Below are 23,796 nucleotides of genomic sequence, written 5' to 3' on the forward strand. Positions count from 1 at the left end.
CCGGCCCGCCTGGGCGCGCTCTTTCGGTCCACGTACAATCGCTGTTTTTACTTGATCCCAAGGGTCCCACATGACCACTATCGGCACCCCACTCTCGCCTGGCGCGACCAAAGTCATGCTGCTGGGCGCCGGCGAGCTCGGCAAGGAAGTCCTGATCGCGCTGCAACGCCTCGGCGTTGAAACGATTGCGGTGGACCGCTATGCCGATGCGCCAGGCCAGCAGGTGGCGCACCATGCGCGCACGATTTCCATGAGCGACCCGGACCAGCTCAAGGCGCTGATCGAGGCCGAGAAGCCGGACCTGGTGGTGCCGGAGATCGAGGCCATTGCCACGCAGATGCTGGAGACGCTGGAAGCCGCCGGCGTGGTGCGCGTCATCCCCACGGCGCGCGCGGCGCGCCTGACCATGGACCGTGAAGGCATCCGCCGCCTGGCCGCGGAGACGCTCGGCGTGCCCACCAGCCCCTACAAGTTCTGCGACTCGCTGGAAGAGCTGCAGGCGGCCATCGATGGCGGCATCGGCTACCCGTGCGTGGTCAAGCCGGTGATGAGCAGTTCCGGCAAGGGCCAGAGCAAGATCGACGGCCCCGCCGACGTCAAGGCCGCATGGGACTACGCCATGGCTGGTGGCCGTGTCAGCCACGGCCGCGTGATCGTGGAAGGCTTCATCGACTTCGACTACGAAATCACGCTGCTGACGGTGCGCGCGATCGGCGCCGACGGCCAGGTGCAAACGCAGTTCTGCGAGCCGATCGGCCACGTGCAGGTCAGCGGGGATTACGTGGAAAGCTGGCAGCCGCATCCGATGCATCCGGCCGCGCTGCAAAAATCCCAGCAGATTGCGCAGGCGGTCACCGCCAACCTGGGCGGGCAAGGACTGTTCGGCGTGGAACTGTTCGTCAAGGGCGAGCAGGTCTGGTTCAGCGAAGTCAGCCCGCGTCCGCATGACACCGGCATGGTGACCATGATCACCCAGTGGCAGAACGAGTTCGAGCTGCACGCGCGCGCCATTCTCGGCCTGCCGGTCAGCACCGCGCTCAAGAGCCCGGGCGCCAGTGCGGTGATCTACGGCGGCGTGGATGCCAAGGGCGTGGTGTTCGACGGCGTGGACGAGGCGCTGCGCGTGCCGCAGACCGAGCTGCGCCTGTTCGGCAAGCCGGAGAGCTTCACCAAGCGCCGCATGGGCGTGGCGCTGGCGTACGACGCCGACGTGGAAGCGGCCCGCGTGCGCGCCAAGGATGCGGCCGGACGTGTGAAGCCGCGCGTGGCAGGCTGAGCGTATTGCGCGAGGAGGGAGAGAGCCCGCGCGCGCGCTCGGTATCAGCCCTCCCAATCCTCGACGCGCAGGCCAGGTACGCGTTGAAACTCGCGGGTGTTGTGGGTGACAAGTGTCAGGGCTCGGGCGCGGGCCTGGCCCGCAATCAGTACATCGTAAGGGCCAATTGGTGTGCCGGCTGTGGCTAGCGCCGCTCGCAACTCACCGGCGTGACGCGCATCTTCGCGGTCGAAATCCAGCACCTCGAATTGCAACCCTTCGACCCGAGCGAGGTTTTCCGTGGCGCGTTGGCTCTTGAACGCGCCATAGAATAGCTCGTGCGCCACAATGGCCGGGATGCCGAAATCTTGCGGCTGGTGTTGCCGCAATCGATTCAGAAAGCCTGCGTGACCTCTCAGGAGTGCAATGACGGCATTGCTGTCGAGCAGGAATTTCACTTAAAAAAATCCAGTTCTGGCCGGCTCTGATCTGCGGGCTGTTCGCTTGCCGCCTGCGCGAAGTCTTCGTCCAGCGGGCCGACGATGGGATCCAGCCACGCCCAATCGCTGGCAATAGGCTCCAGGATGACGGCGTTGCCATGGCGGCGAATGCGCACCTCGCTTGCCTCGAAACGGAAGTCTTTCGGCAAGCGTACGGCTTGTGATCGCCCAGACCAGAAGATTTTCGCGGTATCCATGCCGCACTCCTGTTGAGTGAGATATGCCAAAAGTATATGCCGGAGTGCCGAGGCGTTCAATAGCGATTAGTGATTTATGATGCCTATTGATTGGCCTCTACCAGCCGAATTCGTTCAGACACTGCATTCCCCAATCACATCCCATGGAGCCAACCGTCATGACCCTGCATATCGGCATTGTTGCCTGTTCCGCCGAAGGCGCTGCGCTTTGCTACCGGACCATCTGCATGGAGGGCGCGCGGCTGCTCGGGCCGCATGCGCATCCCGAGATATCCATGCACACCCCGTCGCTTGCCGAGTACGTCAAGCACCTGGATCGCGGGGACTGGCAGGCCGTAGGTGATTTGATGCTCACCTCTGCCAGCAAGCTCGCTGGCATGGGCGCGGATTTCCTGATCTGTCCCGACAACACCATTCACCAGGCACTGCCGTACGTGGCGGCGCGTTCGCCGCGGCCCTGGCTGCATATCGCCGAGGTGGTCGCCGAGAGCGCGGCGGCGCGCGGTTTCACCCGCCTGGGCCTGACGGGAACGCGCTGGCTTGTCGACAGCGAGGTCTACCCCGAAAAGCTTGCCGCGCGCGGGCTCGGCTTTATGCGGCCAGAGCCCGCCGAGCGCGATGAAATCAATCGCATCATCATGGACGAACTGGTGGGCGGCATCGCCACCCCGGAAGCACTCACTTACTTCCAGCGGGTTATCGGGCGGATGAAGTCGCAAGGTTGCGATGCTGTTGTGCTCGGCTGCACGGAAATCCCGCTGATCGTGAACGACGCCAACTCGCCACTGCCGACGCTGGATTCCACGCGGCTGCTGGCGCAGGCGGCGCTGCGCAGGGCGGTGCAAGGCGCATCTTGATGCCGGGCAAGCTGGCGCGTTCACGCGTAGTATTGGTGGGCCCTGCAATCCATCAGGAAGCCCAGCCATGACCAGCAAGCCCATCAAGATCCCGGGGCCCGATCATCCGATCGTGATCGAGGCGAACCCCGCGCGCGTCGTCGTGACGCTCGGCGGCGCCGTCGTTGCCGACACCCGCAGCGCGCTCACGCTGCGCGAGGCATCCTACCCGGCGGTGCAGTACATTCCGCGCAAGGATGTCGATATGTCGCTGCTGGCCCGCACGGACCACGCCACCTACTGCCCGTACAAAGGCGATTGCGCTTACTACAGCATCCCTGCGGGCGGTGAGCGATCGGTCAATGCGGTGTGGACCTACGAGGCGCCGTATGCTGCCGTGGAGGCCATCAAGGACCACGTGGCCTTCTATCCCAGCCGCGTCGATGCCATCGAGGAACGGCAGCAGGGCTAGCCGGTGAACGCCCGGGCCATGCGCTTAGCCGCGCGGCACGTCGTGGACGAACTGCCCGGCGCTTAGCGTGTTGACCTTGTCGCCAGGGATATCCATCAGGATGCGGCTGCGTTCCGGGGACATATACACCGTGATGTACTGGACCGGCCGCGACTCCGGGTCATGCAGCAGGCGCACCAGCTTGAGCAGCGGCGCGCCAACCTCCGTGCGCAGCCAGCCCGCATAGGCGGGGTCGGCCGCCTGGGCCGTGATTTCCTGCACCACGCGGCCAAACTTCACCCCCTGCGCCATCAGGATCTCGTAGAGCGCGTGCTTGCGCAGCGCCGCTGCCGACACGCGCTTGCCCAGCGCGGCGGGCACCCATGCATCCGTCAGCATCACCGGCGTGCCCTTGATGCTGCGCAGGCGCAGCGCGTGCACGGCTTGTTCGCCCGGGGCGAGTTGCAGCAGTTGGGCAATGTCCGCCGGCGGCACGGCCGTGGTCACCTCAAGGACCTCGACGTCCGTCTCCAGCGCGGTCTTGCGCAGGCCGTCGATCACGCTAAGGCTCGGGCTGCTGCGCCCCGCCGGCATGTCCGCCCGCACAAAGGTGCCAAGTCCATGGCGCCGCTCCACCAGCCCCAGCGCCGCCAGTTCGGCTAGCGCCCTGCGCACCGTGATGCGCGAGACGCCAAAGCGCTCGCACAACGCTTCTTCTTTCGGCAAAGCCCCCGTTTCCGCATAGACGCCGCGCGTGATTTCATCGCGCAGCACGAGAAAGAGCTGTCGGTGCAGCGAGGTGCCGGGCATATGGCCCAGCGTCGAAGGGGAGTCGGTCGTGCGCGGCATGAGGTGACGGTTTAGTGGCGTGGGCAGCATAGCACAATGGTCCAGCGGCGAATTTTCCGATTCTTGACGGAACCGGTAAGTTGTATCTAGAATATAAACACATAAACACTATGTAACGGTAGACAACCCGTTCCCCGCCGCGCCGATGCCCACTCCGTACGCATTCCGTCACTTACCGCAAGCACACAGGACACATCCATGACCCTCGCAACTATCCTTCGCCAGTGCCTGCAGGCGCCCGGCATGATCATCGCGCCCGGCGCTTACGACGCCATCGGCGCGCGCCTGATCGAGCAGGCCGGCTTCTCCGCCTGCTACATGACTGGCGCTGGCACGTCGGCGGCGCGCGGCTTCCCTGATTTCGGCCTGCTGACGATGAGCGAGATGGTTGAAAACGCCGCGGTGATGGCGCGCTCCGTGTCGATCCCGCTGATTGCCGACGCCGACACCGGTTACGGCAATCAGCTCAACGTTACCCGCACCGTGCGCGAGTACGAGGCCCGTGGCGTGGCGGCGATCCATATCGAGGATCAGGTTGCGCCCAAGCGTTGTGGCCACCTGGATGGCAAGGAGGTGGTCTCGCGCGCGGAGTTCGTCTCCAAGATCCGCGCAGCGGTGCAGGCGCGCCGCACGCCGGATTTCGTCATCATCGCGCGCACCGATGCGCGCGCCATGCTCGGGCTGGAAGAGGCCATCTGGCGCGCCAACGCCGCGCTGGAAGCTGGCGCGGACCTGGCCTTCGTGGAAGCCGCGCAAACCATCGAGGAAGTCGCGGCAGTGCCGCGGCTGGTGCGCGGCCCTTGCCTGCTGAACGTGGTGCCCGGCGGCCGCACGCCGATCTTCGACCTGCGCGAAGCCGAGGCCATGGGCTATAAGCTGGCCATCCTGCCGGGCCTGATGCTCAAGGCCGCGATCCAGGCAGGCGACGAAGCGCTGGCCGAACTCAAGGCCACCTTTATCGCGCCGGGCGTGTCGGCCAGCGTGGGGCAGACTTTCCGCCGCTTCGGCGCCGATGAATGGGACAGCCTGCGCCAGCGCTTCAATGCCGGCGAGCGCGCCACCAACCCCGACGCGCCGGCAAGCGCAAAGGCTTGACGATGGCGCGCACTCTCTTTGACAAGCTCTGGGACGCGCATGTGGTGCGCGAGCTCGGCGATGGCTGGGCGCTGCTGCACATCGACCGTCACTTGCTGCACGATCTTTCCGGCCCACCGGCGCTGGCCGAGGTGGCGGCGCGCGGCTTGCCGCTACATGATCCGGCGCTGGTGTTCTCTACGCCGGACCACGCCGTCTCCAGCCAGCCCGGGCGCGATGGCAATACCTATGTGCCGGGCGGGCGCCTATGGTCTGCGCTGCGCGATCGCTCGGCCGCGGCGGGTGTGACGTTGTTCGACCTTGGCCAGCCGGGGCAGGGCATCGTCCACGTGATGGGCCCGGAGCTTGGCATCGTGCTGCCCGGCCTGACGGTCATCTGCGGCGACAGCCATACCTGTACCAATGGCGGCCTGGGTGCGATGGCCTTCGGCGTGGGCTCGTCCGAGAGCACGCACGCGCTTGCCACGCAGACGCTGCGCCAGCAAAAGCCGCGGCGCATGCGCATCCGATGCGATGGCGTGCTGGCCGAGGGTGTCACCGCCAAGGATCTGGCGCTGCATATCATCGGCCGCCTCGGCGCGGCGGCTGGCGGCGGCTATGCCATCGAGTTTGCCGGCACGGCCATCGAAGCGCTGGAAGTGGAAGGGCGCCTGACGCTGTGCAACCTGAGCGTGGAGCTGGGCGCGCGCTTTGGCATGGTGGCGCCCGACGCGCGCACCATCGAATGGCTGCGCGGCCGCCCGTATGCGCCCACCGGCGCGCAGTTCGACGTCGCGGCCGAGTACTGGCGCACGCTCGCCACCGATGCCGGTGCCGTGTTCGATCGCGAAGAGGTGATCGACGCCGCCGCCGTGGCGCCCACCATCACGTGGGGCACCAGCCCCGAGCACGCGATGGCGATCGACGGGCAGATCCCCGATCCGGCCGCCGCCAGCGACCAGGCGGCCAGCGCCGCCATTGGCGCCGCGCTGGACTACATGGGCCTGGCACCCAATGCCCCCATCGCCGGTACGCCGGTGGACTGGGTCTTTATCGGCTCCTGCGCGAACTCGCGCCTGTCCGACCTGCGCGCAGCGGCCGCCGTGGCGCGCGGGCGGCGCGTGGCCCCGGGCGTGACCGCCTGGGTGGTGCCGGGCTCGGAGAACGTCAAGCGCGCGGCCGAGGCCGAAGGGTTGCGCGCCGTGTTCGAGGAGGCGGGCTTTGCCTGGCGCGAGCCCGGCTGCAGCATGTGCGTGGCCGCCAACGGCGAGCAGGTGCCGCCCGGCCAGCGCTCGGTCTCCACCTCCAACCGCAATTTTGTCGGGCGTCAGGGGCCAGGTGCCCGCACCCATCTTGCCAGCCCCGCGATGGCCGCCGCCGCCGCGGTCACAGGCTACATTGCCGACGTAAGGAAACTCACATGACCATGCAACCCTTTACGGTCGTAACGGGCGCTGCCGTGCCGCTGCTGCGCGCCAACGTCGACACTGACGTGATCATCCGCATCGAGCGGCTCACCACGTTGCCGCGCGAGCAACTCGGCCCCTACGCGCTGGAAGCGCTGCGCTACCGCGCCGATGGCAGCGAGGACCCGGGCTGCGTGTTCAACCAGCCGGCGTTTCGCGGCGCACCGGTACTGCTGGCCGGCGCCAACTTTGGCTGCGGATCCTCGCGCGAGGGCGCGGTGTGGGCGCTGATGGGCCTGGGCGTGCGCTGCGTGATCGCGCCGAGCTATGGGGATATCTTCTACAACAACTGTTTCCAGAATGGCGTGCTGCCGATCCAGCTCCCCGCCGAAACGGTGCATGCGCTGGCCGCGCAATGCGCAAGCGGCGCGCCGGTGCGCGTGGACCTGGTGAGCGCCACGCTGACCGCGCCCGATGGCGCGACCGTCGCGTTTCCCGTCGACGCGCTGCGTCGTGAAGCCCTGCTGCACGGGCTGGACGATATCGGCCTTACGCTCAAGGACGATGCGCTGATCCGTGCCTGGCAACAAGCCGATCGCACCCGCCGGCCCTGGGCCTGGGCGGTGCGCCGGCAAGACGCGGCATGAACGCCCGCTTGCAGCATCCACTGTTGCTGCGCGCAGCCGGCCTGCTGCTGCGCGGACGCCACGCGGGCGATGGCAGCCTGGCGAGCAGCGACGCCGTGCTCGCCGCATTGCCCCAGACGCTGGCGCTGCGTAGCGCGTCGTTTGCCGATCGCGGCGCGATGCCCGTGCGCCACGCGGGCGCCGGCGTGGGCGCCAACTGCTCGCCCGCGCTGGCCTGGACGGGATTGCCGGCAACGGCCACGCACTGGCTGTTGCTGGTCGAGGATCCGGATGTGCCGCTGGCTTACGCCATCGTGCACGCGCTTGCCTGGGGCCCGGCCTCGGTCGGCGCGCTGGCCGAAGGCGCACTGTCGCGCGCGCCGTTGCCGGCCGGCGTGACCCTGGCCACCAACGGGCTGGGCGATGCAGCCTACGACGGCCCCCGGCCCCTGCCGGGGCACGGGCCACATCGCTACGTGTTCCAGCTGTTCGCGCTTGCCGCCGAACCGCCAGCCGGTCTTGCGCGCGAAGCGCTGTTGGCGTGGCTGCGCGTGCATGCCATCGCGCGGGGCCGGCTCGATGGCGTGTTCCAGCGTGACTGGCGTGGCCGGCCGCTGACTCCAGCGAACGCCGCACCGGCTTGAGAGCTCGCACGGCTAGCCGGAAACAACACGGGTTATCACTAATAAATACGGACACACCATGCAAAACCTGAATCAGAACGCCACACCCATGCCGCCAACCGATCCCGACGGGCCCACCGGCAGGCTCGCCCAATGGCTGGCCGCCTTCCGGCTGGAGCAAGCCAGCGCCACCGCGCGCGAGCGCGCCAAGGCGCTCACGCTGGACGGCATCGGCTGCGCCATCGTCGGTGCGCAATTGCCGTGGTCGCGCACCGCCGCCAACATCGTCCGGCAGATGGAGGGGCAGGGGGACCGGACCATCGTCGGCTGGGGGGCGCGCACCAGCGCGCCGGGCGCCGCGCTGCTCAATGGCACTTTTATCCAGGGGTTTGAGCTCGACGACTACCATCCGCTCGGGCCGCTGCACAGCGCCTCGCTCGTGCTGCCCGCGCTGTGGGCAGCATCCGAAGGCGAGAGCCGCGTCAGCGGGCGGCGCTTCCTGGAGGCGGCCATGGCCGGCTATGAGGTGGGCCCGCGCGTGGGCATGGCCCTGCACGGTGCGCAGATGTTGTCGCGCGGCTGGCATTCCGGATCGGTGTTCGGCACGCACGCGGCCGCCGCCGCGGTGGGCAAGCTGCTGGGGCTCGATGCCGCGCGTTTTGAGGATGCGCTGGGGTTGGCCGGCACGCAGTCGGCCGGGCTGATGGCGGCGCAGTACGAGGCCATGTGCAAGCGCATGCACCACGGCTTCGCCGCGCGCAATGGGCTCTATGCGGCGGTGTTGGCGGCGGGCGGCTACACCGGCATCAAGCGCGTGTTCGAGCGCGAGTACGGCGGCTTTCTCTCGACGTTCGGCGAAGGGCATGCGCCGGACGCCGCGCAGATCACCGATGGCCTGGGCGAGCGTTGGGAAGTCGAGCGCATCGTCATCAAGCCCTACGCGGCCATGGGTGGCATCCACGCGCCGCTCGATGCGCTGTTCGACGTCGGCGCGCAGCGCACGCTCAAGGCCGGGGAGATCGCCGCGATCGAGGTGGATGTGTCGCATGCCGTCTATCACCATGGCTGGTGGGTGCCGCAGCGGCCGCTGACGCCAATCGGCGCGCAGATGAACATCGGCTACGCGCTTGCGGTGGCGGTGCTGGACGGCGCGGCGCTGGTGCCCCAGTTCGCGCCGGCGCGCATCGATGCCGACGACGTCTGGGCGTTGCTGCCGCGTATCGCCGTGCGGCACGATCCCGCCTTCGACGCAGGCGGGCAACGGGCACGCGGGCGTGTGCGTCTGGCCGTGACCTTCAACGACGGGCAGCGCATCGAGGTCAATCGTACGGCGTCGCGCGCCATCGAAGCGCCGCAATCGAGCGACGAAGTGGCCGCGAAGTACAGGGCCCTGACGCACGGGCTGATTGCGCCCGAGCGGCAGCAAGCCATCGAGCGCATGGTGCGGGATCTTGAGCAGCTCGACGATGTGCGCGACTTGCTCGCCCTGCTTGCGCCGCCGGTGGGCTGCGCGTTCGACTGAGTGCCTGCCGACAACGAAGAACACCAGGAGTGAGACATGACCCAACGAATCCCCCGGCGTGCCGTGCTGGCCCGGATGGCAGCTTGCGCGATGCTGGCCCTATCCAGCCTGCCGGCCGCTGCCCAGGCGCACTGGCCGGACAAGCCGATCCGCCTGGTGCTGCCGTTCTCGGCCGGCGGCCCGGGCGACATCACCACGCGGCTGATCGCGCAGGCGCTCGGCCGGCAACTCGGCCAGACCGTGATCGTGGACAACAAGCCGGGCGCCGGCGGCATCATCGGCGCCGAGTTTGTCGCCAAGAGCCCGCCCGATGGCTATACGCTCTTGATCGCCGGCAATGGCGCGGTCGCCAACGCGTTGTTGCGCGCGAAGATGCCCTACGCCGACAGCGACCTCGTTCCTGTGGTCAGCACCAATGCGGCGCCGTCGGTGATGGTGGTGGGCGCCGGTGCTGCGCGCAAGGAAATCAAGGACCTGAAGGCGCTGCAGGCCTACGGCAAGGCCAACGGTGGCATCACGTTCGGCACCGCCGGCGCCGGCAGCACCGGGCATTTCGTGGCGGAGATGGTGCAGACCGCGCTCGGCGTGCCAGTGACACTGGTGCACTACAAGAGCGGCTCGGAAACGCTTAACGCGGTCATTGGCGGCCAGATCGACCTGGCGTCCGAAGCCCCGGTTGGCGTGCTCGGCTTCCTGCGCGGCGGCAAGCTGCGCGCGCTGGCGGTGACCGACGACAAGCGCGCGCAGGCGTTGCCGGACGTGCCCACCACGGCGGAGCAAGGCTTTGCAGGCATCCGCATGGAGCACTGGGGCGGCATCTATGCGCCCAAGGGCACGCCGGCGCCGATCCTGGACCGCATCGCGCAAGCCACGCAGGCCGCGTTCCAGAGCGATGCCGGCCTGCGCGCGCAGTTCGAGACCTACGGCTACCGTCCCGTGTCGGGCACGCGGGTGGAGTTCACGCGTTTTGTGCAGGACGAGAAGCAGCGCCTTGGCAAGATCGTGCACGACGCGCACATGACGATCGATTGAGTGGTTGGCACGGCGCGCTTTAGCGCCGCGCCGGCACTTCCACACGCACCGCCTGGTGCGCCGGCGCTTCGTCTCGCATCAGCAGGCGCACCAGGACGGCGCTGAGTAGTGCAACCCCGGCGGCCACGCAAAGAATCCAGGCGAAGCCATCCGCGAAGGCGGTGCGCGCAAGCGGCTCCAGCACGCTGCGCAGCGGTGCTTGCACATCGGCCATCGCGCCGTGCAGGTCGCCGGCCACCACGCGCGCGATGATGTGCGCGGCCAGGCCGGGCGCTATCCCCGCGCTTTCCTCATGCGCATGCAGCGCCGTGCCGAACGCGGCCTGGGTGCGGTAGGCGAGCAGGCCGCCGAGCAAGCCGAAAGACAGCACGATCGCGCTGAACCGCGTGGTGGTGCTGATGCCGGACGCCATGCCGGAGCGCTCGCGCGGCATGCAGGCCATGATGTTCTTCTGCGTATCGCCGTTGAGCAGGCCCGCGCCGCTACCGGTGACGGCAATGGCCAGCGCGAAAGGCAGGTAGGACATGGTGACGGCCGCCCACGCGCTGAGCAGGTTGCCGAGGCCGACCAGCACGAGCCCGAACACCAGCATCGATGGCGCGTCCAGCCGTCCCGACAGGCGCACGCCGATGCGCGGAAAGATCAGCATGGTCAGCGCAAATGGCAGCATGGCGGCACCTGAGGCGATTGCCGAGAACCCGAGGCCTGTCTGCAGGTATAGCGGGATCAGGGTCATCATCACCTGGGCGCAGGCGGCATAGGCGGCCATGCCGAGCAATGCGCCGATCAGGCGCGGATTGCGCAATAGCGTGAGATCCACCATGGGCCGGCGCTGGATGCGCTCCACGCCGATAAACAGCGCGAAGAGCACGGCCCCGCCGGCCAGCCGCATCTGCGTGTGCGTATTGCCCCAGCCAATGCGGTTGGCCTCGATCAGGGCCCAGATCATCAGGCACAGGCTGCCGCAAAAGCACAGCCCGCCCCACAGGTCGATGCGCGCCGCGCCCGTGTCGCGCGACTCCGCGATATGCCGCAGCACCATGGCACCCAGCAGGATGCCGACCGGCAGGTTCAGCAGGAACACCCAGCGCCATCCCAGCGCCTGGCTGATGACGCCGCCAAGGACGGGGGCTACCAGCATGGCCACACCCATGCACGCGCCCCAAAAGGCCCACGCCCGGGCGCGCTCGCGCTCGTCGTGAAAGGCGTGCGCGATGGTCGCCAGCGCGGAGGTCAGCAGCATGGCCGCGCCCACGCCCTTGACGGCGCGCGCCAGGTTGAGCGCCAGGCTGCTCCCCGCCAGGCCGCAGCCCAGCGAGGCCAGCATGAAGACCGCCAGGCCGGTCAGCAGCATGCGCTTGCGGCCGAACTTGTCGGCCAGGCTGCCCGCGGGCAGCAGGCCACCGGCAAAGGTCAGCATGTAGGCGCTGACCACCCACTCGATGTCGGAGAACGTGGCATGCAGGTCGCTCGCGATACGCGGCAGCGTGACAGCCACGATATTGGTGTCCAGGACGATCAGCGCGCAGGCGCCCGAGGCGGTCAGCAGCGCGGCGCGCGAGTTCATGCCGCCCATGCCGGCTCCCGTTCATACTGCCCTGCCGGCGATATTGCCTGAAATGAAATAAATCCGGATGTACCGTACCTGGCTGGCTGTGGGTGCCGATTCGTCTTGTGCCGCATGTCGTCGCTTCCTGTCGCATTCCTTGATGGGATGCGGGTCAGGATACGGCGGGCAGGGCCGGGCGTTGTTGCGCCGGCCGTGCTATTTTGTTGCCTGCTAGCTAACAATCAGACGGTACCAGGAAGGAAAACAGCAAACCGATGGAACTGCGCCACTTTCGCTACTTCATCGCGGTAGCCCAGGACTTGCACTTCACCCGCGCCGCCGCGCGGCTCGGCATTTCCACGCCGACGCTGACCCGCCAGATCCAGGAGATGGAAGCCAGCCTTGGCATTCGCCTGTTTGAGCGCAACCAGCGCTCGGTGGTGTTGACGCCGGCCGGCGAGGTACTGCTGGCGGAGGCGCAAGCCGTGGTGGCGCAGTTCGAGGCCGCGCAACTGCGCGCGCAGCGCGAGGCGCGTGGCGAGACGGGCAAGATCCATGTGGGTTATGTCGCCTCGGCGGCCTACTCGGGGGTGCTCCAGCGGCAGGTCGCGGCATTCCGCAAGGCCTGCCCCGATGTGCAGCTGCTGGTGCGCGAGGCGCCCATGGGCACGTTGCCCGAGCAGGTCAGGGATGGGCAGGTCGACATCGCCTATATCCGCTCCCCGATGAACCTGCCAGAGGGCGTGGACGCGCTGCCGCTGGCGCCGGAAGGGTTCATCCTCGCGCTGCACAGCGACTCATGGCTGTGCGGCCTGGCCGAGATCCAGCCCGCGCATCTCAAGGCGGAGACATTCATTCTTCCCGAACAGGTTTCGGGCACGTTGTCCACCGCAGAGCAGGGCGGCTTCGTGCCCAGGCTGGGCCCGCAGCCGGGCGGGCTGGTGGCGGTGCTGACGCTGGTGTCGCTGGGCGAAGGCGTGGCGATTGTCCCGAACGCCGTGGCCGGCCACATCAGCCTGCCCAGCCTTGTCTACCGGGATATCGCGGGCCTGGAGGTGACGTCGTATCTGTCGCTGATGTCGCGCCAGTACGAGAAGGCCGCGACCATTCGACGTTATATCGAACTGGTGTCGCGGCCCGCGGTTACCTCAGGCCGAAAAAGCCGAGTACAAACAGGACAATGACCACCGCGCCTACCAACCAGACGATGCTGTTCATGACACGCTCCTTGCGCAGACTGTAGCCTGACAATCGCACACGTGGCGGGGCGCGTCTGTACGGTAGCGTTCAGCGGCGTCAGACCACCATGGGCGTGGTGGCGCCATCGACCGACAGGATGGCGCCCGAAATATAGCTGGCGCGGGGCGAGGCGAGGAACAGCACGGCGTTTGCTACCTCCTCCGGCGTGGCCAGGCGGCCCAGGCCGGTGCGTGCGTTGGCGCGTGCCAATGCCTGCTCCACGGTCGTGCCGCTGATGCGCGCATCGACTTCCATGCCTTGCTGCAGGCGTTCGGTGTGCGTGGCCGACGGGTTGACCGCGTTCACGCGCACGCCCTGCTTGCCGTAGGCATTGGCCAGCCCGGCGCTGGCTAGCATCAGCGCTGCGTTGGCCGCGCCGCCCGCCAGGTGGGCGGGGTTGGCCAGCTTGCCGCCCATGCCCACGATATTGACGATGGCGCCGCGCCCCTGCTGTGCCATGCGCTTGACCACGGGGTCGATCACGTTGATGTAGCTGAAGTACTTGGCGGCCATGGCGTCCTGCCACAGCTGCGGAGTCAGCTCGTCCGGCGGACGGCGCTTGGCCGCGCCGGCGGAGGTCACCAGGATGTCGATGGCGCCAAGCGCTGCCACTGCCTGCTCCACCGCGCGCGCGGCCGCGGCGATATCGGTCAGGTCGGCGGATATCGCGACCACGTCCTTGGCGTATTCGCCTTCGCCTTCGGCCAGGCTGGCGCAGGCCTTGGCCAGGTTCTCGGCGCTGCGCGAAACGATGGCTACGCGCGCACCCTCGCGCAGGAAGCCGGCCGCGCAGGCCAGGCCAATGCCGCGGCTGCCGCCGGTGATGAGCACGCGTTGATTGCGAAGTTCGAGATCCATGGTGATGTGTCCTGGCTGGTCGGGGAGCGCGCGGGCGTCGATCGATCAATCAATGGCGGATCCGCGTGCGTGGCGGGGCGGCCGTCAGGCCGGTGAGACGACAGGGCTGCCATCTTAGCGCGCCCGCGCCAGCCTTGCTGGTGAGCGCTCAATCCCGGGACGCCGTGCCAGCGCGGCGTCAACGCGCCTACGCCGGTGTCAGCGCCGCGTGCACCGCGATGCCCTCGATCGGATCGAGCGCACCGCGCCAGGGCGCGGCTGCGATGGCCCGCTTGCCGTGGACATAGCCGGCGTTCCAGCGCGCGTCGATGCCGGCGGCGCTGAAGTCGATATCCTTGGTCAGGTCTTCGCCGCCGAGCGACGGCGCATTGAGCTCGACCACGTGCATGGTGGTGTGGCAGCCCCAGCCCAGCAACGCCTCGACCGCGGGCGTGCTGCGCTCCGCCTGGGGAATGTGCTTGGCCAGTTCGCGGATCACATGCCGCAGCCGGTGCAATTGCCTCTGGTGCTCCAGCTGGGTCTCGGCGCGGCTTGAGTACTGGATGTCCCGCTGCCGTCCCATGGCTTGCCAGATGGTGTCGGGCTCAGGGCCTTGCAGGGGCCACAGCTGCACGGCGAAGATCACCGAGCTGCGGCGCGGGTAGTCGTCGAGCACGGCTTCGATCGGCGTGTTGGAGCAGATGCCGCCGTCCCAAAATGCTTCGCCGTCGATCCGGATCGCCGGGAAGCCCGGCGGCAGCGCCGCGGATGCCAGCAGATGTTCCACGCTCAGCGCGGTGTCCCGGTTGGTGTAGTAGCACATCCTGCCGCTGCGGACATTGACCATGCCGACGGTGAGCCGCGTGTGTTTCTCGCCGAGGTAAGCGAAATCCACCAGCGAGAGCAGGGTGTCGCGCAGTGGCGAGACCGAATAAAAGCCGGCGCGCTCCACCCCGAGCGGCATGCGCGTGCCGAACCAGGCAGCCGGGTTGGGCGTGAAGAAGCCGGGGATGCCCTGGGTGAGGGTGGCAAGGTTCGACATCGTGCTGTCGCCGCCCGAGAGCAGTCGGGCCAGTTCGAGCGGCCCGTGGCGGCCCACCTGCTCCCAGAACTGCCGCAGGCGCGGCAAGCGATCCGCAGGCCGGTTGCCAGCCACGATCGAGGCGTTGATGGCGCCGATGGAGGTGCCGATGGCCCAGTCGGGCTCGACCCCTGCCTCGTGCAGCGCCTGGTAGACACCGGCCTGGAAGGCGCCCAGCGCGCCTCCGCCCTGCAGGACGAACACCACTTGCTGATCGATGGGCCGACTGGCCGCGCCAGGCGCGTCGGTCGGGGCTGCGGCGGGTCGCGTCTTGCTATCCATGGTGTTCCGGCTCCCGGGTTGTCAGGGGGCGGCCGCGTTTGCCGGTGTTCGCGGCATGGGCGGGCGCCGGACCTGGAACGTGGTCTCGCCAGGACGCGACTTGACGAGCATTGCGCCGCCATGCCGGTTCACCACGGTCTGGTCAAAGTTGCCGGGCACGCTGGTTTCCAGGAACAAGGGATCGCGCTCAGGGGGCCTGGCCGCTTAGTAAGGCTAGCACCTCGCGCTGTTCTTGCCAGAACCGTGTTGCCGGTGGGCAAAAGGCGTCACTCGCTTGAAGGTTCTGTCGTCCTGCGCTTCCCCTTACTCGAACGAGATCCGCGCGGCAAAGGCCAGCAGCGCGGCCGAGAAGGACCAGCGCTGGACCGTCTGCGCGCGCGGGCTCCGGCGTAGCCAGCCGGTCAGGCGCAGCGCGCCGAACACGCACGCCAGGTCGAAGGCCACGCCGGTCAGCACCAGCACCACGCCCAGCTCAAGCACTTGCGACCACACCGGCGCGCCATGCGGATCCACGAACTGCGGCAACAGCACGGAACAAAAGAGCAGGGCCTTGGGATTCAGGATGCTGCTGAGCGCGCCCTTGGCAACGGAGGCGCGCAGCCGCACCGGCGAAGCTGCCGTGCCGGTGCCGGCGTGCATCCCGAAGGCCGGGCTACGGAAGATCTGGACGGCCACATAGGCCAGGTAAAGGCCGCCCGCGACGCGAATGCCCTGGTAGAGCCAGGGCGCCGCGCGCAGCAGCGCGGCCACGCCGCATGCCGAGAGCGTGACATGCGCGGCGCGTGCCATGGCCAGTCCGGCGACGGTGGCCAGGCCGTGGCGGACGCCCCGGCCGGTGCTGGTTTGCAGCACCAGTGCCATGTCCGGCCCGGGTAAGGCGTAGACCACGGCCAGGGCGCCGATGAAGGTAAGGAGCAAATGTGGGGAGACCATGATGCATGCGGTGGCGAGGGCAACATCATGACCCAGGGGGTGGAGGGGATTCTGGCGATTTTATGGGGTGAACCCATATAATTTGGTGGAATCCGCTAATTTATGCTGATTGAATGGAGGATGTCTTTTGGATCTCGATAAAACCGATCGCGCCATCCTGATGGCGCTGCAGGCGGACGGACGCGCCACCAACGCCAGCGTGGCGGAATCCGTGGGGCTGAGCGAGACGCCGTGCGCGCGCCGGCTCAAGCGGCTGGAGGCCGACGGCTATATCGAGGGCTATCGCGCGGTGCTGTCCCGCCAGGCCTTGGGGCTTGGCCTGATGGCGTTCACGCAGGTCCGCTTTGGCGTGCACAGCCGTGAGCTTTCCGACCGCTTCGAGCGCGAGATCCAGGCAATCCCGCGCATCGTGTCCTGCCATAACGTCTCGGGCAGCGCCGATTACCTGCTACTAGTGGTTGCGCGGGACCTGGAGGATTACGGCATCTTCATGCGCGACGTGCTGCGCACATTGCCCGGCGTGACGGCGGTGGAGTCCATGCTGTCGCTGGGCGAGGTCAAGCGCAATGCCGGCTTGCCGTTGCTATGAAGCGATGACGCGATGACGGGGTGGCGGGGTGGCGTTGCAAGGCTGGGCGCCGCATCCCGCTTCAGTCGTCGCGATTCGCGGCCAGGGACATTTCACGCGCGACAAAGAAGCACAGCAGCGCGATGCCCGTGCACAGGATCGCCACGGTGACGGCCAGTTGCCGCCCGTGCCACAGATCCGAAAACCACTGCGAGAACTCGGCAGCCAGCACCGCCGCCTTGCCGCCAATACGTTCGAGCTGGAAATCATATTGCCGCTGCCACCCGGGGCCGTAGGCCAGGTCGCCGGCCTCGTCGCGCGCGGCGGACAGGTAGATCAGGACGCCTGCGATCCAGCCTGCAGCGAGGATCACGGCGCCCAGCAGGTAAATGCGAGCGGGCAGGGGCCAGCGCTTGCCCGGTGCCTGCCGTTGTTCCGCGTTGGTCATTGGTGTCCTCTGTAGTGTGTTCCGTGGTGCCTTAGGTTTCCAAGGTGGCGCCCACGTATTGTAATAAAGGGCGCGTCACTTCCAGCCTGCCCTGCCTCCGAGGGATAAGATCGATCAGACTCCTCCGGCTACAGTCATTCACCCCTTGGGCCAGACCATGCCACATCGATCTCTCCAGCCCGGCACGCTGTGGCCGGCCATCCTGCGCCAGACGGAGCACGCCTTGCAATGCGGCGCGCTGCGTCCGATCGAGACCTTCCAGGTGGGCATCGACGATGGCGGCGTGCGCTTCCTGGTGCGCCAGGTTTCCAGCCTTGCGCGCAAGGACCGCTACAGGGACCAGGGCCACGCGCGCCAGAACGACAACGCCGCTGCCGGCAGCCAGGCGGGCGCCGACCTGTTCCTTCCCTACGACCCGGACCTGTTTGTCGCCGATATCTCCGAGACCCATCTTGCGCTGCTGAACAAGTTCAACGTCCTGGACCATCACCTGCTGATTGTTACCCGCCGCTTCGAGCCGCAGGACGCGCTGCTTAACCTGGCGGACTTCGAGGCACTGCTGGCCTGCATGGCCGAGTTCGATGGCCTTGGCTTCTATAACGGCGGCGCGGCGGCCGGCGCCAGCCAGCGCCACAAGCACCTGCAACTTGTGCCGCTGCCGCTTGCCAGCGAAGGCCCGGCGTTGCCCATCGCGCCGCTGCTTGCGGCCGCGCGCATCGATGGCGCCGTCGGCACAGTGCCGGGGCTAGCGTTTTCGCATGCGTTCGCGCCGCTGGCTTTGCCGGCGGCCCGCGGGCCGGATCTGGCGCGCACCGCACTTGAGCGCTACCGCGCGCTGCTGGCCGCGGCCGCCGTGCGGGTGATCGATGTGGATGGAGCGTCGCAAGCATGCACGCCATACAACCTGCTTGTCACGCCGCTTGGGATGCTGCTCGTGCCCAGGTCAGCGGAGTCCGTCGAGGGCATCTCGGTCAATACGCTCGGGTTTGCAGGATCGTTCTTTGTGCGGGACGAGGCACAGATGCATGCCATCGAGCGGCTCGGCCCCATGGCAATGCTGCGGCAGGTCGCGGGCCCGCCGTTGTCGTCACAGGCATCGATGGGCCGGAAATAAGGGGTAAATATAAAAGCAGGAGCGCCGTTAATGGGTTTGGGCTAGCAAGGTTGTCCGGCGGCGTTCGCGCCGGGCCGCAATCCGCGCTTGATCGTGCTAGCCAGGTCAGGTCGCATCGCTTGTTGTGCGCCGCGACGTTCCCCAATTGCATCACTTGGTAGGCCTCACCACTTGCCTCTTCAAACGGCTAGCGCCCCAGCCAGTCCGAGCCACGGCCGCAAGCACTTGCGCCTGCCGCGCTTGCTGCCGGCCTTCCTCGCCGCCATGCTCTGCGTGCAGTCGCAGGGCACCACGGCCGACACGCCACCCCCGCGTTCCGAGGCGGTGGCGCGGGTAGTGTTCAGCCTGCTCGGCTATGCGCGCTGGCCAACCGAGCGGGAAGTCCTGCGCCTGTGCGTGGACGGCTCGGCCCGCTACGGCGCCAAGCTCGCGGAAGGCGGCGTGCTGGCAACCGGCCGCTCCGTGCAATCCAGGCGCATCGACCTGCAGGATGGCGTGTCCACCGCGGGCTGCGATTCCGTCTACCTCGGGCCCATGACGGATGCCCGGCGCAAGAAACTGTCGACGGAGCTGATCGGGCGCCCGGTCCTTGTCATCACGGAAGAAGACTACGAGTGCGAGATCGGCAGCATGTTCTGCCTCAACGTGGTCGATGGCCACGTCTCGTTCCGCGTCAACCTGGATTCCGTTGCCCGCAGCGGCATCCATATCCATCCGGCCGTATTGCAGCTTGGCCGCCGCCGGGGGCCATCGCCATGAAGCTGTCATTGCGGCCCGACGCGACGAGATCGCGTCCGACGCTGTACAACACGCTGCGCCGCATGCATCTCAGCGTGGCGTTGATCGCCGTGTGCACGGCGGGCATCTCGCTGACCGCGCTCGGGCTGGCCGCGCTGCGCGTCTATGCCGACCATAACCTGCACCTGGTTGCCCGCTCCGTGGCGTACACGCTGGAAGCACCAGTGGTGTTCCGCGACCAGGCGGCCGCCAACGAGGCGCTGGTGGCAATCGCCGCGACGGAGGTGGCCCAGGCCCGCGTCTATGACAAGGACAACCACCTGCTGGCCGAGTGGCAGCGCCCGGCCGGCGAGCGGTTTCCCGGCCTGCAGCGCCTGGCCAGCCGCGTGATAGCGCTCGGCCCGGTGGAGCAGGAGATCCTGCATGAAACGCAGGCGGTGGGCACCGTCCGCCTGACCGCCGACACCGGCAACCTCTTGCGCTTTGTGCTCAGCGGGCTGCTGGGGCTGCTGGCCTGCCTGCTGCTCACCGCGGTCAGCGCGCACTACATGTCGAGCCGCATGCTGGTCCATATCATCGAGCCGGTGCGCAACCTCATGCGCGTGGCCCATGCCGTGCGCTCGGAGCGCGCATTCGACCAGCGCACGCCGCCAGCGCATATTGCCGAGCTCAACGCGCTCGGGGAGGATTTCAACGGCCTGCTCGACGAACTGGAGACCTGGCAGAACCAGCTCCAGCACGAGAACAGGTCGCTGGCGCACCGCGCCAGCCACGACAGCCTGACCGGCCTGCTCAATCGGGCGGCGTTCGAGGATGCGCTGCATCGGGCCGTGCGCTTCGCCGGCACCTCCAGGGGATATGCGGGCGTCCTCTACCTGGACAGCGACGCGTTCAAGGAGATCAACGACAACTTTGGACACGCCGCCGGGGACGAGGTGTTGTCCGACATCGCCCGGCGCATCCGTTCCTGCGTGCGCGAGGGCGACCTGGTCGCCAGGCTCGGCGGCGATGAGTTTGCGGTACTGCTCGCCTCGCTGCGCAAGCCTGCCGACATCGTTCAGGTCGCGGAGCATATCCTGCTTCGCATGAAGGATCCGGTGCGGCTGTCGAGCGGCACCAGCATCGGGGCCTCGCTGAGCATCGGGTTGTCCGTGTTTCCGCTTCATGCCCAGACTGCCGCCACCTTGATGCACACGGCGGACGAGGCCATGTACCGGGCCAAGCGCAGGTCGGGAGGCGGCTGGGAGAGCGCGGAGCCGCGGCTGGCGGGTTCCGGGCCCGCTTCGGTGTCCGAATGCGAAGACAACGAGAAATGAAACAAGAACGAAAAAAAGAACAAGAACAAGAATAGGAGCCCCTTTCATGCTATCGAACTTGCAAGCCACTGGCAGCCGGTGCATCGCTGCCGCCATGATCGCCATCACCCTTGCGCTTGCTGCCTGCCAGACGGTGCCGGCCCCGAAGCTCACGCCCGCGCAAGTCGAAGCGTTGCAGTCGCAAGGGTTCCAGCTCACCGAAAACGGCTGGGAGCTTGGCTTGTCCGAGAAGGTGCTGTTCGGCCTGAACGAGGATGTGATCAGTGCCGAGCGGCAAGGGGCGGTGCAGCGGATCGGCCTGGCGCTATTGGGCGCGGGCATCGACAATGTGCGGCTGGACGGGCATACGGACGACTCCGGCTCGGCCGACTACAACCAGCAACTGTCGGTCCGGCGCGCGGAGGCGGTGGCGAAGGTGCTCGCCACCACGGGGTTCCAGGCGGAGAACATCCAGGTGCGCGGACTGGGCAAGAGCAAGCCGGTGGCGGACAACCGCACCGCCACGGGCCGCGCGGAGAACCGGCGCGTGGCCATCGTGATCACGATTGAGTAGTCATGGCGGCCCAGCAATCAACATCCGGCCCGTGCGCTGCTGCCGAGTTCAACGCGCTGTCACAACGCTTGCAGGCAGGCGGCGTGATTCCCCCTGACGACATTCGCCGGTGGTGCCACCTTGGGCTGGAACTGGGGCAGCCCGGCCTCGTCCAGACCGTCTGCCAGAACCTGCTGGCAGCGCCCGACGTGCACCCGGCGCTGCGTCCGTACTGGCTGTTTTTCCTGGGTGGGGCACTGCTCCATCAGCGGCGCGTAGAGGACGGCGTGCTTGCCTTGCGCGAGGCGCTCGAAGCCCTTTGCGTAGCCCCGCTGATCTACAACCCGCAGCCCGTCATGCGCCACCTGGCCGATCCGCAGATCGAGGCGCTGCTATGGCAAGCCTTGGCGCAGCTCGCGGCCGGCGGCGTGCGCGCGTTCGCCCATGCGGGCACCTTGCTTGGCCTGGTGCGCGAGAACCGTCTGCTGCCCTTCGACAAGGATCTCGACCTGGGACTGCTGGTGGAAGAACTGCCTGCCGCGCACCAGATCCTGACGCGCCATGGCTGGCAGCGCCCGCCGCAGGTCTTTCCCATCGACAACATGGCGACCTATCACCACCCGGCGCGGGACGTGGTCCTCGATCTTTGCGGGCTGGCGCCGCAAGCGGATGGCGCGAGCTTGCTGGGTGGCTTCTGGATCAACCACGGCATGCCCGCCAGCCATCAGCGCGTCACGCGTTTTCCCGGCCCGCTGCGGCTGGAGCGCCATGCCGGGCCGGCTGGCGAAGTCTGGCGCCTGCAGGATCCCGTAACGTGGCTGGAAGCCTTCTACGGCAAGGCGTGGCGTCTCCCGGACCCGGCCTTCGATACCATCATCGGGGCCCACAACCTGGTCGGATTCTCCGCGTTGACGCAGTGGTATGCGTATTCGCGCATTACCAACGCCTGCCTCAACGGCTACTGGGAAAAGGCACTGCGCCTGACGCATCTCGTGCTGGAGCGGCATACGCCGGAGGATGGCTTGCTGCTGCGGATTGCCAGCATACTGGGCGGCCACATCGCCGGCGCGCGTCCGGCCGGGTGATTGACGCGTCAGCCGCCGCGCCGCGCCATGAAGGCGAGCAGGTCCAGGTAGCGGGTGGCTGAGTTCTCGTTGTCGAAGCAGGCCGGCAATACCAGCCGCTTGCCCGTCAGCCGTGCGCGCGGCCGCAGCAGCACGACGGACTCCGGGCTCAGGGCAAAGGCCTGCGGCCCGGCGTTGACGGGCGAGAGCCGGACCAGTCCCTTGAGCTCGCCGCTGGCGCACGCGGTGTCCAGCGCGTCCAGCAGCACGGCCTCCGATGGCGGCATGGCGAGCCCGAAGCGAAAGTCGATCAGCGACACGCCGGTATAGGGAATCAGCACATAGTCCACCCGGAACGCTGCCGGCGCGAGGAAGGGCAGCAGCCGGGGGCCTTCGGTTTCCAGCGTGCAAGCGCGGCGCTCGGGATGCGGGTGGTTCGCCAGCCGGTGCGCGGGGACGTTGTGGATCACGCTCACCTCGGCATTGTCCACGCCGTAGTGCCGCTGCAGCCAGTGCGCCAGCGGCACGAACGCGTTGACCGTGCAGGAGCCATAGGAAATCACCTCGGCCGCAGGGTCGAAGGACTCATGGTTATAGCCGAACACCAGCGTCTGGTCCGCATCGTGGCAGGTGGCCGAGACCAGCACGCGCCGGGTTTGCCCGGCGAGGAAGCGGCGGCATTGCAGCGCGCCCGGGTGCGCCCCCGAGCATTCCAGCCACCAGTCGGTCTGGCCGAGCCAGGGAGCGTGCGCCGCCGGGCCGTGGCTATAGGCAATACGCAGCGTGGCCTGTCCATGCCTGGCGATGAGCAGGGCATCGCCATCGGCGCGGATCTGGCAGTCGGAGAAGGAAACCTTGGGGTCTTCGGACAGCACGCGCACTGCCGAGGCCAGCGTGTGATGCGCGTCGTTGATGGCCGTGATGCGCAGGGGGGGATCGGGCAGGTCCAGCCAGGCTCGCAATAGATGCAGGCCGAAGCGGCCCAGGCCGTTCAGGCCGGCTGTGATGGTTGGCATCACCCAGGCCTCACGCCGGCAGGCTGTTCAGGATGCGCTCGCGCAGCGCCGTGGTCGATACCTCGTTGGCGCGCGGCGTCCAGGTCAGCCCGATGCCCTGTGCGGCCAGGCGCGGCTCCAGGCGCTCCCAGCGCGCGCTGCCGCGCCAGTCCTCGCCAATGAAGACATGGTTGATCGCCAGCCTGGCCAGCCAGCGTTGCGCGGTCTCGGTGTCGTCCAGGCTGCCGAGCTGGGGCAGGGCCTGATCCACCCAGCCCAGGCCGCGCACGATTTCCATGCGCTCGGTTTCCGGCATGGCGGGGGCGCGTTGCTTCTTTGCCAGTACGGTGGCGTCGCGCGTCACCGCGACGACCAGGGTCTGGCAGCGCGCCCGTGCAAATTGCAGGTAGCGCAGGTGGCCGACATGAAACAGGTCGAATACGCCCACGGCCAGGCCGCGCGCGGGCAGCGGCCGGGCCGGGTCGGCGGCGGCGCCGCTGGCGTGAGGACGTTCGTCGGTCATCGAGTAGAAAGCCATGGGGGTTGAAGTTGCCTCGGGTGTCGGCAAGGGGGCCGGTGCCGGCGTCGCCCGCCATGATAGTGCCTCAGGCGCGGCGGTAATCCGGGGAATAAAGGGGGAAGACGGGCCGCAGCGAAGCGAATGCCGCGCACGGGTGGCGTCCCGAGCATGGCAGGCGAAGGCAGGGCGCCGAGCGGCGCCCCGCCTCA

General features: G+C 67.8%; 27 protein-coding genes. 16 read left to right on the plus strand and 11 right to left on the minus strand.

From position 1 onward, the window contains the following. The first annotated feature begins 70 nt into the window (after positions 1-70). Positions 71-1,276, plus strand: a complete 1,206-nt coding sequence (gene purT / locus F7R26_RS23170; protein ID WP_150984263.1) for a formate-dependent phosphoribosylglycinamide formyltransferase — start codon at positions 71-73, stop codon at positions 1,274-1,276. 44 nt (positions 1,277-1,320) lie between these two features. Here purT and F7R26_RS23175 read toward each other — a convergent pair whose 3' ends face one another. Next, entirely contained in the window at positions 1,321-1,713 is a 393-nt protein-coding gene (locus F7R26_RS23175; protein ID WP_150984262.1) for a type II toxin-antitoxin system VapC family toxin, read from the minus strand. Then, the gene (locus tag F7R26_RS23180; protein ID WP_150984261.1) at positions 1,710-1,952 is read right to left on the minus strand and encodes an antitoxin; all 243 of its coding nucleotides are present in this window, start codon (positions 1,950-1,952) and stop codon (positions 1,710-1,712) included. The genes F7R26_RS23175 and F7R26_RS23180 overlap by 4 nt, the downstream gene beginning before the upstream one ends. Positions 1,953-2,110: 158 nt before the next feature. Here F7R26_RS23180 and F7R26_RS23185 point away from each other — a divergent pair, with 158 nt between their 5' ends. Together F7R26_RS23185 and F7R26_RS23190 are read left to right on the plus strand one after the other, a co-directional pair. Further along, positions 2,111-2,809, plus strand: coding sequence for an aspartate/glutamate racemase family protein (locus F7R26_RS23185; protein WP_150984260.1), 699 nt, complete (start codon positions 2,111-2,113; stop codon positions 2,807-2,809). A 67-nt stretch (positions 2,810-2,876) separates the two neighbouring features. Beyond that, positions 2,877-3,260, plus strand: a complete 384-nt coding sequence (locus tag F7R26_RS23190; RefSeq protein WP_150984259.1) for a DUF427 domain-containing protein — start codon at positions 2,877-2,879, stop codon at positions 3,258-3,260. 24 nt (positions 3,261-3,284) lie between these two features. Here the strand turns inward: F7R26_RS23190 and F7R26_RS23195 are convergent, their stop codons facing one another. After that, positions 3,285-4,088: a GntR family transcriptional regulator gene (locus F7R26_RS23195; protein ID WP_150984258.1), complete on the minus strand. Its 804-nt coding sequence runs from the start codon at positions 4,086-4,088 to the stop codon at positions 3,285-3,287. A 198-nt stretch (positions 4,089-4,286) separates the two neighbouring features. Here F7R26_RS23195 and F7R26_RS23200 point away from each other — a divergent pair, with 198 nt between their 5' ends. From F7R26_RS23200 to F7R26_RS23225, 6 genes are read left to right on the plus strand one after another with little or no spacing between them, the layout of a single operon-like run. Next, entirely contained in the window at positions 4,287-5,183 is an 897-nt protein-coding gene (locus tag F7R26_RS23200) for an isocitrate lyase/PEP mutase family protein (RefSeq protein WP_150984257.1), read from the plus strand. Between the two features lie 2 nt (positions 5,184-5,185). Continuing rightward, positions 5,186-6,586: a 3-isopropylmalate dehydratase large subunit gene (gene leuC / locus F7R26_RS23205; RefSeq protein WP_150984256.1), complete on the plus strand. Its 1,401-nt coding sequence runs from the start codon at positions 5,186-5,188 to the stop codon at positions 6,584-6,586. Positions 6,587-6,588: 2 nt separating this feature from the next. After that, positions 6,589-7,215: a 3-isopropylmalate dehydratase small subunit gene (gene leuD, locus F7R26_RS23210; protein ID WP_170301760.1), complete on the plus strand. Its 627-nt coding sequence runs from the start codon at positions 6,589-6,591 to the stop codon at positions 7,213-7,215. Next, positions 7,212-7,838, plus strand: coding sequence for a YbhB/YbcL family Raf kinase inhibitor-like protein (locus F7R26_RS23215; protein ID WP_150984254.1), 627 nt, complete (start codon positions 7,212-7,214; stop codon positions 7,836-7,838). The genes leuD and F7R26_RS23215 overlap by 4 nt, the downstream gene beginning before the upstream one ends. A gap of 58 nt (positions 7,839-7,896) precedes the next feature. Beyond that, positions 7,897-9,339, plus strand: coding sequence for an MmgE/PrpD family protein (locus F7R26_RS23220; protein WP_241754696.1), 1,443 nt, complete (start codon positions 7,897-7,899; stop codon positions 9,337-9,339). A 36-nt stretch (positions 9,340-9,375) separates the two neighbouring features. Further along, a complete protein-coding gene (locus F7R26_RS23225; protein ID WP_241754697.1) occupies positions 9,376-10,371 on the plus strand; it encodes a Bug family tripartite tricarboxylate transporter substrate binding protein in 996 nt (331 codons plus the stop codon). A 19-nt stretch (positions 10,372-10,390) separates the two neighbouring features. On the opposite strand, the gene F7R26_RS23230 is transcribed toward F7R26_RS23225, so the two are convergent. Next, the gene (locus F7R26_RS23230; RefSeq protein WP_150984253.1) at positions 10,391-11,947 is read right to left on the minus strand and encodes an MFS transporter; all 1,557 of its coding nucleotides are present in this window, start codon (positions 11,945-11,947) and stop codon (positions 10,391-10,393) included. A gap of 248 nt (positions 11,948-12,195) precedes the next feature. Between F7R26_RS23230 and F7R26_RS23235 the strand changes: the two genes are divergently transcribed. Further along, on the plus strand, positions 12,196-13,104 hold the full coding sequence (locus F7R26_RS23235) for a LysR family transcriptional regulator (RefSeq protein ID WP_150984252.1): 909 nt from the start codon (positions 12,196-12,198) through the stop codon (positions 13,102-13,104). Between the two features lie 112 nt (positions 13,105-13,216). Here F7R26_RS23235 and F7R26_RS23240 read toward each other — a convergent pair whose 3' ends face one another. The 4 genes from F7R26_RS23240 to F7R26_RS23255 all read right to left on the minus strand — a co-directional run bounded on the left by F7R26_RS23240 (position 13,217) and on the right by F7R26_RS23255 (position 16,292). Then, a complete protein-coding gene (locus tag F7R26_RS23240; protein ID WP_150984251.1) occupies positions 13,217-14,017 on the minus strand; it encodes an SDR family oxidoreductase in 801 nt (266 codons plus the stop codon). A gap of 187 nt (positions 14,018-14,204) precedes the next feature. After that, complete coding sequence (locus F7R26_RS23245) at positions 14,205-15,359, minus strand: patatin-like phospholipase family protein (protein WP_150984250.1); 1,155 nt, start codon at positions 15,357-15,359, stop codon at positions 14,205-14,207. 21 nt (positions 15,360-15,380) lie between these two features. Then, the gene (locus F7R26_RS23250; protein WP_170301749.1) at positions 15,381-15,536 is read right to left on the minus strand and encodes a hypothetical protein; all 156 of its coding nucleotides are present in this window, start codon (positions 15,534-15,536) and stop codon (positions 15,381-15,383) included. A 126-nt stretch (positions 15,537-15,662) separates the two neighbouring features. Next, the gene (locus tag F7R26_RS23255; protein ID WP_150984249.1) at positions 15,663-16,292 is read right to left on the minus strand and encodes a LysE family translocator; all 630 of its coding nucleotides are present in this window, start codon (positions 16,290-16,292) and stop codon (positions 15,663-15,665) included. A gap of 160 nt (positions 16,293-16,452) precedes the next feature. Here F7R26_RS23255 and F7R26_RS23260 point away from each other — a divergent pair, with 160 nt between their 5' ends. Beyond that, positions 16,453-16,881: an Lrp/AsnC family transcriptional regulator gene (locus tag F7R26_RS23260; protein WP_241754812.1), complete on the plus strand. Its 429-nt coding sequence runs from the start codon at positions 16,453-16,455 to the stop codon at positions 16,879-16,881. Between the two features lie 61 nt (positions 16,882-16,942). On the opposite strand, the gene F7R26_RS23265 is transcribed toward F7R26_RS23260, so the two are convergent. Further along, positions 16,943-17,308 carry a hypothetical protein gene (locus F7R26_RS23265; RefSeq protein ID WP_150984247.1) on the minus strand — a complete coding sequence of 122 codons (366 nt, stop codon included), beginning with the start codon at positions 17,306-17,308 and terminating at the stop codon, positions 16,943-16,945. A 157-nt stretch (positions 17,309-17,465) separates the two neighbouring features. Here F7R26_RS23265 and F7R26_RS23270 point away from each other — a divergent pair, with 157 nt between their 5' ends. The 5 genes from F7R26_RS23270 to F7R26_RS23290 all read left to right on the plus strand — a co-directional run bounded on the left by F7R26_RS23270 (position 17,466) and on the right by F7R26_RS23290 (position 22,093). Beyond that, positions 17,466-18,422, plus strand: a complete 957-nt coding sequence (locus F7R26_RS23270) for an ATP adenylyltransferase family protein (protein ID WP_150984246.1) — start codon at positions 17,466-17,468, stop codon at positions 18,420-18,422. Between the two features lie 171 nt (positions 18,423-18,593). After that, positions 18,594-19,181 carry a regulatory sequestration protein YfiR gene (gene yfiR, locus F7R26_RS23275; RefSeq protein WP_416351360.1) on the plus strand — a complete coding sequence of 196 codons (588 nt, stop codon included), beginning with the start codon at positions 18,594-18,596 and terminating at the stop codon, positions 19,179-19,181. Further along, complete coding sequence (dgcN, locus tag F7R26_RS23280) at positions 19,178-20,476, plus strand: diguanylate cyclase DgcN/YfiN (protein ID WP_150984245.1); 1,299 nt, start codon at positions 19,178-19,180, stop codon at positions 20,474-20,476. The genes yfiR and dgcN overlap by 4 nt, the downstream gene beginning before the upstream one ends. A gap of 46 nt (positions 20,477-20,522) precedes the next feature. After that, the gene (gene yfiB / locus F7R26_RS23285; protein WP_150984244.1) at positions 20,523-21,029 is read left to right on the plus strand and encodes an outer membrane lipoprotein YfiB; all 507 of its coding nucleotides are present in this window, start codon (positions 20,523-20,525) and stop codon (positions 21,027-21,029) included. 2 nt (positions 21,030-21,031) lie between these two features. Next, positions 21,032-22,093 carry a hypothetical protein gene (locus F7R26_RS23290; RefSeq protein WP_150984243.1) on the plus strand — a complete coding sequence of 354 codons (1,062 nt, stop codon included), beginning with the start codon at positions 21,032-21,034 and terminating at the stop codon, positions 22,091-22,093. Positions 22,094-22,101: 8 nt separating this feature from the next. Here F7R26_RS23290 and F7R26_RS23295 read toward each other — a convergent pair whose 3' ends face one another. Together F7R26_RS23295 and F7R26_RS23300 are read right to left on the minus strand one after the other, a co-directional pair. After that, on the minus strand, positions 22,102-23,088 hold the full coding sequence (locus F7R26_RS23295) for a glyceraldehyde-3-phosphate dehydrogenase (protein WP_150984242.1): 987 nt from the start codon (positions 23,086-23,088) through the stop codon (positions 22,102-22,104). Between the two features lie 10 nt (positions 23,089-23,098). Next, complete coding sequence (locus F7R26_RS23300; protein ID WP_241754698.1) at positions 23,099-23,605, minus strand: FAD synthase family protein; 507 nt, start codon at positions 23,603-23,605, stop codon at positions 23,099-23,101. Positions 23,606-23,796: the final 191 nt, after the last annotated feature.

Origin of the sequence: Cupriavidus basilensis, assembly GCF_008801925.2 — a bacterium.
Classification (GTDB): Bacteria; Pseudomonadota; Gammaproteobacteria; order Burkholderiales; family Burkholderiaceae; genus Cupriavidus; species Cupriavidus basilensis.